The sequence below is a fragment of the Microcoleus sp. PH2017_09_SFU_O_A genome, assembly GCF_020738625.1.
GTDB lineage: Bacteria > Cyanobacteriota > Cyanobacteriia > Cyanobacteriales > Microcoleaceae > Microcoleus.
Genome location: NZ_JAEQCF010000029.1, coordinates 36,738 through 45,622 on the forward strand (window position 1 = coordinate 36,738; position 8,885 = coordinate 45,622).

The 8,885-nt window shown below is 43.2% G+C and carries 7 protein-coding genes; 1 reads left to right on the forward strand and 6 read right to left on the reverse strand.

Annotated features, from left to right (window positions below; all coding sequences use genetic code 11):
- Positions 1–323: 323 nt before the first annotated feature.
- Positions 324–1,760 carry an alpha/beta hydrolase gene (locus JGK16_RS12945; RefSeq protein WP_293184306.1) on the reverse strand — a complete coding sequence of 479 codons (1,437 nt, stop codon included), beginning with the start codon at positions 1,758–1,760 and terminating at the stop codon, positions 324–326.
- A gap of 294 nt (positions 1,761–2,054) precedes the next feature.
- Between JGK16_RS12945 and JGK16_RS12950 the strand changes: the two genes are divergently transcribed.
- A complete protein-coding gene (locus tag JGK16_RS12950) occupies positions 2,055–2,237 on the forward strand; it encodes a hypothetical protein (protein ID WP_293196139.1) in 183 nt (60 codons plus the stop codon).
- 203 nt (positions 2,238–2,440) lie between these two features.
- On the opposite strand, the gene JGK16_RS12955 is transcribed toward JGK16_RS12950, so the two are convergent.
- The 5 genes from JGK16_RS12955 to JGK16_RS12975 all read right to left on the reverse strand — a co-directional run.
- A complete protein-coding gene (locus JGK16_RS12955; protein ID WP_293184303.1) occupies positions 2,441–3,331 on the reverse strand; it encodes a methylenetetrahydrofolate reductase in 891 nt (296 codons plus the stop codon).
- Between the two features lie 186 nt (positions 3,332–3,517).
- Entirely contained in the window at positions 3,518–4,528 is a 1,011-nt protein-coding gene (gene trpS / locus JGK16_RS12960) for a tryptophan--tRNA ligase (protein ID WP_293190816.1), read from the reverse strand.
- 248 nt (positions 4,529–4,776) lie between these two features.
- The gene (locus JGK16_RS12965; RefSeq protein ID WP_293190818.1) at positions 4,777–6,180 is read right to left on the reverse strand and encodes a hypothetical protein; all 1,404 of its coding nucleotides are present in this window, start codon (positions 6,178–6,180) and stop codon (positions 4,777–4,779) included.
- A gap of 16 nt (positions 6,181–6,196) precedes the next feature.
- Positions 6,197–6,514 (reverse strand): hypothetical protein, encoded by a 318-nt coding sequence (locus tag JGK16_RS12970; protein ID WP_293184294.1) that lies wholly within the window; start codon positions 6,512–6,514, stop codon positions 6,197–6,199.
- A gap of 195 nt (positions 6,515–6,709) precedes the next feature.
- The coding region (locus JGK16_RS12975) for a CHAT domain-containing protein (RefSeq protein ID WP_293203140.1) at positions 6,710–8,885 on the reverse strand (2,176 nt) is incomplete at its 5' end.

Consider the following 8,885-nt stretch of genomic DNA (forward strand, 5'->3'; position numbering starts at 1 on the left):
TGCTAGCAATTCCCTCATCAGTAGAAACGCCCCAATAAATAGAAATATGTAACGAAAAGTAAACTTAACTAAAACCCTTTTCCGTTCTCCCTTCGGCCATCTGCCTTGTTTCCACGATAAATTTTCCTGTCTACTTACCTATAGCCTTTCTCAAAAAGGTGAGGTATGACTGACAGGTTATATAACGACTGAAACGTATAGGGCTCTCTTCCCAACAACGTACCTCATATTTTTGAGAATCGCTATATACCAATAGCAGTCCCGCTATATTTTTGGTAAGAACCAGATTAAAGTGAGAGCATCGCTTTCTTGCTCTACAAACCTTACTTTGGCTTCTCTACAAAAGTTAAAATAGAATTTTCTTTCGCTCTGTTTATTGGCATTGGTTCGCGATTCAGACGAATCTCAATAAGAGTAGTTGTAAAAGGACAGAAAAATTTAACTTTTGCATTTAGAAGATGATCTAAGTTCAATTCTGCATCCCATCTTCCATCTGACTGTTGTGGCTCGCCCTCTAGAGTAATTTTTCCACTTCCACAACCGTAATACGCCACAAGGCTAGTTCCAGATGAAACAATCAACTTCATACATAATTCAGAAAGGCTTTCCGGCTTCAGTTTACTTAAATTGACATGAAAACATCGCAAACTTTTGTCCTTAGTGTAGGTATGAACATCTAAATATGACTTGTCATCTAACCAAAATTCTTTGCCCTCTTTATCCTTCATCAAAAACTGAACATTCCAATCTGTAACTGGATCGAGACGCTCATCTACAACACGAATAATAAACTGTTGCCATTCTTCCCATTGCTCTCCTTTTGTATTTTTCATGCTCTCCATATGAGCTTGAGCCTTAGCTGTCCAGCTACCAAAACTGTCTTTATCAGAAACATCTAAAGCTTGTAGAACCAACTCAATAAAGTCTGGATTTTTTCTAGGATTATGCACAATTGTATTGTGATTGTGACCATCAATTAGCACCAGTGGAATATCAATCTGGTGTTCTGGATGTTCGTCTGGTTTGCCTCGTTCTTCTACAGGCTTGTCTTTATTTTGAGATGGATCTTGCGTCAAATCAAGAATTAATTTGCGGCTGTTAAGAGCGCAACCTGCCCATCTCACAGTACCATCAGATCCAGCAGTATTAGCTAATCCCCTCAATCCGTCATATCCCTGATTGCCACAGAAAATAAACACATAAGGCGTCTTGTTATCTTCGCCATAGTAGGGCTCATTTTTGGGTTTATTTTGGGCAGAGCCAATTAAGTCAAGATGAGCAAGATCCCAAGTGAAACGACTACCTAATTCAAGATTATCCAAAATCAGATTTCCAGCTTCGAGAAAATCAGGCCCAAGTATTTTATGTCCGGTTATAACCGAACCCAACCAACTTCTTCCTTTATGGGCTAAAGGAGAGCCAAAAGTTGCTGGTGCTAATCCAATCAAGTGTTTGAGGCGACTCCGACGATTGACATTAGCAGCATAGGCGTAAGTAGTTAACCAAGCGCGAATAACTAGCATTCCAGTTGAATGAACAATGGCATCAAATTCATCATCTTCAATATAGGAGCGAAGCACTCGGTCAAATGCTTCAGCAATATCTTTGATGGTTATCTCATTAGTAAGAGATTTATAGCTAGCTGTATGGAGGACTATAATCTCTCTGTTTTTGTAGTGAGTTTCAAGAATTTTTTCCCACTCACTAAAAGCCGTTGAATTAGCTGAGTAACCGTGTATGAGAACTATGGGGCGCGGCATAACTTAAGTCCTTAATTTGAACGTAGTTTCGACGATTATATATTAGTAGGTGAGCAACTAAGCCTTTTGGGTTAATTGTTTAATCATTCATTGTCTTTTGTACTTTTTTACAAGTTACTATTCAGAGATTTCCTAAATCAATTTGTGATTTTTTCCATAAAGAAGCTTTTTTTTTGATTGATGTACCAAATAAACAAAGCCTGAATATCTCAATCCCTTTGTTTCCAAGCATCTACAACTGTTGTAGCGATCGCACCGAGCGATCGCCCAGTCGCATTTTCGAGTGACACTCATTTGAGTGACACTCATTTGAGTGGCACTCCTAGAATTTCAGTGCTGCAAACGGGATTCTGTGAGTTGAGAGTGAGAAATGCGATCGGCTTTGTTGCAAGTAAATGGCTGGTACTACGGGTTTATTATTGTGGTGCGACTTCTGGCGGAGGGCTGCATCTGGTTTTTAAAGAGGGCGAACCGTGACCGGATATAAGTTATTAGTTATAATCTCATATTGACGGAGGTCGTGCGGGGAGCATCTCTGTTTTGCAAGAAGCATTTTTATCTTCCGTGCTGTCCCCGCTCGCGTGTAGAAGCACGCGGGGACAGCGCTGTAAATGCAAAACTGAGATGCTCCCGAACCATGACTGTCCTGTGGATTTTAAAATGCTAGCAGTAACTCAATTTTAGCTCAGCGGCTCGATACCAGCCAAATCCAATATTTGCGGAATCAAATCTTCTCGCTTGACGGCCATCATGTGCACTCCTTGACACAATTGCCGCGCTAGTTTGACTTGTTCGGCTGCAATTCTTATGCCTTCCTGCAAGGGTTGTGGGGAGTTTGCCAAACGGTCGATCGTCTCTTGCGGTATGTGAACTCCCGGTACGTATTTTTTTATAAATTCAGCATTTTTAGCTGATTTAAACAAAAAGATTCCTGCTAAAATTGGTTTGTTGCAGCCAGCAGCAATTTGCTGCATAAACTTATCTAAAACGTCAAAATCTGTAATTAATTGGCTCTGAAAAAACTGGGCTCCAGCTTCGACTTTTTTCTCAAATCGGCTTTGTAAACCCGACCAACTGGGGCATTGCGGATCGACAGCGGCACCGACAAATAAATCGGTAACTCCGTCTGTTAAAGCTTTGTCATTCCAGTCAAGGCCGCCGTTCATTTTTTGAATGACTTGTAGCAGCCGCACTGATTCTAAATCGAATACACTTTTGGCCTTTGGATGGTCGCCTGCTTTGACTGGATCGCCGGTGAGTGCCAAGATATTATGGATGCCTAAGGCGTGCGCTCCCATGAGATCGGCTTGCAGGCCTATTTGATTGCGATCGCGACAAGCAACTTGACAAATCGGCTCAATTCCCCGCTGCAATAGAATTGCGGAAACGGCTAGGGGACACATTCGCAGAACTGCGCGGCTTCCGTCTGTGATGTTAATGGCGTGCACTCTGTTTTTCAGAAGTTCAGCCATTGCCAAGGTGTGCGCCATATCGCCACCTTTGGGCGGGGCAACTTCGGCGGTAATTATGAATTCTCCGGGAGTTGTACAGGCTGTGCGAAAACGGTTCATAGTTAGTTGACAGTTGACAGTTGACAGTTGACAGTTGGCAGTTGACAGTTGTTAGTTGTTATTTGTTAGTTGTTATTTGTTATTTGTTATTTGTTATTTGTTGTTTTTGAAGTTTTGCAATAACCAATAACCAGTAACCAATAACTAATAACCAATAACCAATAACCAATAACTAATAACTACTGACTAATTAGGTAGAGAATAACCAAAAGCAGTTTTAACCTTATTCAAAGTTTGGTTGGCAATAGTTTCTGCTTGTTCTCTTCCTTGACGGAGTACAGATTCTAAATATCCCGGTTCGTCCATTATTTCTTTGTATTTATCCTGAATAGGTTTGAGGGCATTAATTGTCGTCTCTGTCAACAATGGTTTGAAATCTCCCCAACCCATATTTTCACATTCCGCTGCTACTTCTTCCTTCGATTTGCCGGAAAGCAGGAGATAAAGTGTTAGCAAATTTCTCGCTTCCGGGCGATCGGGATCGTCGAAAGTTAAGCCCCGCACGGCATCGGTTTTGCAGCGCTTGATTTTTTTGCTAATTGTATCTGGCGAATCCAACAAATTAATTCTACTTTGTTCTGAAGGGTCAGATTTTGACATTTTACGCGTACCATCTGTCAAACTCATTACCCTCGCGCCCTCAGTCCGAATTAACGGTTCGGGCAGTTTCAAAATGGGTTTTTCTGGTGTACCGAATTGGTGGTTTAATCTGATGACAATATCGCGGGTGAGTTCCAAATGCTGTTTTTGGTCTTCTCCCACAGGCACTTTGTCGGCATCGTAAAGCAAGATATCTGCTGCCATCAATACGGGATAATTCAACAAGCCGGCGTTAACATTTTCTCCTTGTTTAACTGCTTTTTCTTTAAACTGAATCATATCTTCGAGCCAGTTAATCGGCGTAATGCAGTTGAGCAGCCATGCTAGTTCTGCGTGAGCCGAGACGTGGGATTGGATGAAAATAGTACAATATTCTAAATCGATGCCGCAAGCTAAATAGAGAGCGGCGAGTGTGTAACTGTCGGAGGCTAGGGTTGCTGGATTGTGCGGTGCCGTAATTGCGTGCAAATCGACTACGCACAAGTAATTTTCGTACTGGCTTTGACCTTCTACCCAGTTGCGAATGGCACCGAGATAGTTACCGAGGTGAAGATTGCCTGTTGGCTGAACTCCTGAAAGTACGCGCTGTTTGCTCATGGGGAAAGAAGGGAATTGAAGTCACATTCTCTATATTGACACGTTATTTCGATCTAAGATACTTTTTGTTGAAATTTATAAAAAATTTGGGGAAGATGACTCGGCGGTTGAAACCGCGTCTACACAAACGAAGTCCGCCTTCGCGGACTGAAGAATTAACGGGGTATTTAAGGTGGATTGTTTTTAGAAATAGGTTTAAATTCCAGTCTTAAAGAGTTCGCTGTCAACTGTCAACTATCAACGATCAACTATTTTTTCGGTTTAGTGCGCCACCAAGTGATGCCGGCTGCGAAAAGGGCGATCGCAAAACTCAAGGCAAAGGAAAATACAAAGGGATGCCACTGCATTAACACTGGGATTTGATGGTTTTGAACTGTCTGGAATACTTGATCAGTGCCACTTGATGCTGCGATACCTCCGGCTGCTAAACCGACGCCGATCGCCTGTACTGTGCTTTGTAGGCGATCGTCCCGATTTTTCTCTCCGAGCTCGCTCTTGCGGAGTGCGAGTTGGTTGGTGCGATCGCTCCTGGCTTGTTCTATTTCTACTATGCCGCGAATTGAGGCGATCGCCTGGTCGATTAAGTTTGTTCCGTGGCGGAAATATCCTAAGTCGCCGGCTATTTGCGATCGCATATAAGGAGCCGTTTTTCTACTGAAGTTATTTAATATTGATAGTTCTTCCTTATCGGTTCCTAGTATATCACATATTTTCTGCAAAATGTCAGTGTAATTGTTAAGATTTAGGGCAATTGTATTGTCATAATCTTCGAGTTTCCGCAGCAGGCGAGTATAAGTTACAGCTTTGCTGAAGAGTTGCTTTAGCTGTTCCTGAAATTCTTGCAATTGGGCGGCAGTTAAGAGGGTTCCTCTGGAAAATTGAGCCTGCAATATCTCCACATTTTTCTCAATAATGCCGTATTCGCGATCGAGTTCGTCGTAAATCAGGCGGCTGTCTTGAAAAACTTTGATGATTTTGTTGCGGTAAAATAGTAGGTCAAATATTTCTTCCTGGCAAGTGTTAAAATTTTCGTCGGTTTGTTTGTCAACAAGCAGCCAGACAAGCAAATGGCGGTAATTCGCAATATCGATAATTGAACCGTATTCAAAAATTGGACTGCCGAATAATTTCCCGGAACAGTAGAATGGAGGTAGTGAATCGCCTTGGAATAAAGCATTGCGGCAATTATCAGCAAGAGGTTTGAGGGCATCTAAATTATCTGATGAGTTTTCGGGAAGCCATGCGGTAATCAGGAGAGTTTGACCTAAAAAGTTGTCATCGCCATCGATAAGTAAGGCTTGATTTGGGTTAAATTTCTGGATTAAATCGACATCTACATTATCAGCCGTGCCATCTTCCGGGCAACCGATGTTTAAGCAGAAAGCATAGCTATCTTTTTGAATTTGTAGCGGTTGTACAAAACCTTCTATGGGTGGATAGCTGTTGAATCCTAGGGAGACATTGGGAAGTAAATCGTTGCGGTTGCTGTGGGAATTTTGGGGAAAAACTAGATTGGGTGTTACCCTTTCATCGGTGAAGTTGGCGAGGATATTGTCGCAGTGTTTCCAGAGAGGATTATTGCTGCCCTTACTGTTTCTTTGCAGTTGGAAAGCGTATAAATAAACATTGGGGGCAGAAATTATATCACTCATGTTATTGGCGCGGTGGCTAGGATTTGGGAAGGCGTTTTTTGAGATTTTCCGGTAATTCTGGGTAGCGGTTTGATAGTCTTTCGTTTACTCCTTCTGTCTTGGTGGCTTCTGGTTTTAGTTTTCTAGCCGTTAAATTGATTTCATCTGTTATTTTAGGATAGTCTGCACACCAATTACCAATGGCATCGGCTACTTCCTTGTTGGATGAATCCGCCATCTGGGATATCGTGTTGCTGAGATTTGCTAAAGCGTCAACCGCCCCGCCTTGTTCAAATATTTCGGGTTTGGTTTCAAAGACTTTTAGGAAGCCTGCAATAAATTGTTCATCTGTCATTGCTAATTTCTCCTTTCATTATACTAAGGTCAAAGAAACCGGGTTTCTATGATAAATCTCAACGGGAACAAAAAATCTCGGAAGAAACCCGGTTTCTGATACCCACACTTATTGCCGAAAAGAAACCGGGTTTCTATGATAAATCTCAACGGGAACAAAAAATCTCCGCAGAAACCCGGTTTCTGATACCCACCCTTATTGTCCAACTGCACAGAAAGCGGCCCAGTATACGGGAGACTCATAAGGTTGATAATCTTGTTTGTAACCGCGATTGTATCTGTTTTGAATTGTCTGTTTATGTTCGTGACTCAGCAACTGCGACACTTCCACCCATTCTAGCAAACTTTTAACAGTCAAACTCCGCAGCCACAACTGAGACTCCCGCAAAGCAATCGACACAGCGGGCCGACTTTCTGAACGAAATAACTCATAAAATCTTATCATTAAAATCGCCGTAGATACATCATTGACAGCCCATAATGTGCTAATCACATTCGTGGTTCCGGCGTACAAAAAACCGCTAGTCAATCCGATATACTCATCTGTGCTATTCCTGGCATCGGTTAACCCAGTTTCGCAGGCAGAAAGGGCTACTAAACGACACTTACTTAACTGCAAATCAAAGATTTCTGTCAGAGTCAGGCATTCTGTGATGTCGTAGGTTTCGCCTCGGCGGGAACGAATGTAACGCTTTTCTTCGGAGGGAACGCCATCGCTGGCAATTTTTGCGCCGGCTAGGATTAATGCGGATTTTTCGGGATTATCAAAGTCGAAGAAGCCGTGACAGGAAAAGTGGGCGATGTCGGCATTTTGCAAGCTGGCAATTTGTTGTTGCAATCCTGCTTTACTTGCCTTTTCCCGACTCAATATTTCGGCGGGATTGAAAGATTTGGCAATGGCTTCGACTTCGATGTCGGTGAAGTCTAAATCTTCTGTGGGGTTTTGGATGGCAAAAAATTTGCTGGGTGATGTGTCTTCGGCTGTCAGATTTACCCGCTGAGATAATTGCAAAAGTTGGCAACTGGGTGTGTATCTCACGCCGCCTGGGAAAAGTTCGAGAAGACATCCAGTTTCTACGGTTTTGTCGGCTTTTTGTCGGCTGCTGGTGAGGGCGTGTAGGGGGAATAGGTGCAAGTATCGGAAGGGAACTAAGATTAATTTTTGGCAGTTTTCGGGAATATAGCGGGCGATTATTTCATTGATGTGGAGAATCTCGGCTAATTTTTCCAGGCGGGCTTCTAGTTGATTTCCCCAGTTGTCGGTTTCCTCGTCGGTGTAGTCATCGATATATTCCTGCTGAAACTCTTCTAATGCTTGCAAGCCTGCATCGGAAGATTCCCAGACATCGGGTTTGGTGGAGTCGCGGGTAATAATGAAAACTTTAAAGTTGTATCGGGTAATGTACCATTCCAAAATTGCCTCATTTTCAGCTAGCAGGCTGCGAATTTCTGCAAAACTAATCCGCTGTACTCGATCGGGGAGGCTGCGGGCTTTGTGAAACAGTTCTACGAGGTTTCGGGTTTTGCTGCGTTCGACATATTCTAGGGCGGCGGTGGAGTTTTCCATTGCTAGGCAAACTTCTACCATTACCTGATAAAGGTCATTCCATTCTTCGGCTAATTTCTGCCTGTCTGCTTCGCCGCCGATAATGATTTCACTCCGCATTAATTCGACTGTCTCGATGGCAGAGTTAAGGGTATTGTAAGCTTCTGGGAGTTGGGAATTATCCCAGTAGGCAACTCCGAGATTATATAAAGTTGTAGCATGCTCGATCGGAAAATCCTTGCGAGTGTGAACTTCTAAAGCTGCCAGATAAGCCTCGATCGCCAGTTCCAAATTCTCGGCTTTTTCCCCTCTGATTCTGTTTTGGTAGGCCATCCCCAAATTATTTTGACACGTTGCCCATTCAAAGGGAAATGCGTCGCGGGTGTAAATCTCTAAGGCTGCCTCAAAAGCTGCGATCGCCAGTTCCAAATTCTCGGCTTTTTTCCCTCTGATTCTGTTTTGGTAGGCCATCCCCAAATTATTTTGACTCCTTGCCCATTCAAAGGGAAATGCGTCGCGGGTGTAAATCTCTAAGGCTGCCTCAAAAGCTGCGATCGCCAGTTCCAAATTCTCGGCTTTCTCCCCTCTGATTCTATAGAGGTAGGCAGTCGCCAAATTATTTTGACTCCTTGCCCAGTCTTCGGGAAATGCGTCGCGGGTCCAAATTTCCAAGGATGCCTCAAAAGCTGCGATCGCGGCTTCGAGATTCTCTGCTTTTTCCCCTCTAATTCTGTAGAGGTAGGCATTCGCCAAATTATTTTGACTCCTTGCCCAGTCTTCGGGAAATGCGTCGCGGGTGTAAATCTCCAAGGATGCCAGATAAGCT

Excerpts from the sequence above, each read along its gene's own strand:
- JGK16_RS12945 (WP_293184306.1), bottom strand. The coding sequence starts at position 1,760 with ATGCCGCGCCCCATAGTTCTCATACACGGTTACTCAGCTAATTCAACG.
- JGK16_RS12955 (WP_293184303.1), bottom strand. The coding sequence starts at position 3,331 with ATGAACCGTTTTCGCACAGCCTGTACAACTCCCGGAGAATTCATAATT.
- trpS (WP_293190816.1), bottom strand. The coding sequence starts at position 4,528 with ATGAGCAAACAGCGCGTACTTTCAGGAGTTCAGCCAACAGGCAATCTT.
- JGK16_RS12970 (WP_293184294.1), bottom strand. The coding sequence starts at position 6,514 with ATGACAGATGAACAATTTATTGCAGGCTTCCTAAAAGTCTTTGAAACC.
- JGK16_RS12965 (WP_293190818.1), bottom strand. The coding sequence starts at position 6,180 with ATGAGTGATATAATTTCTGCCCCCAATGTTTATTTATACGCTTTCCAA.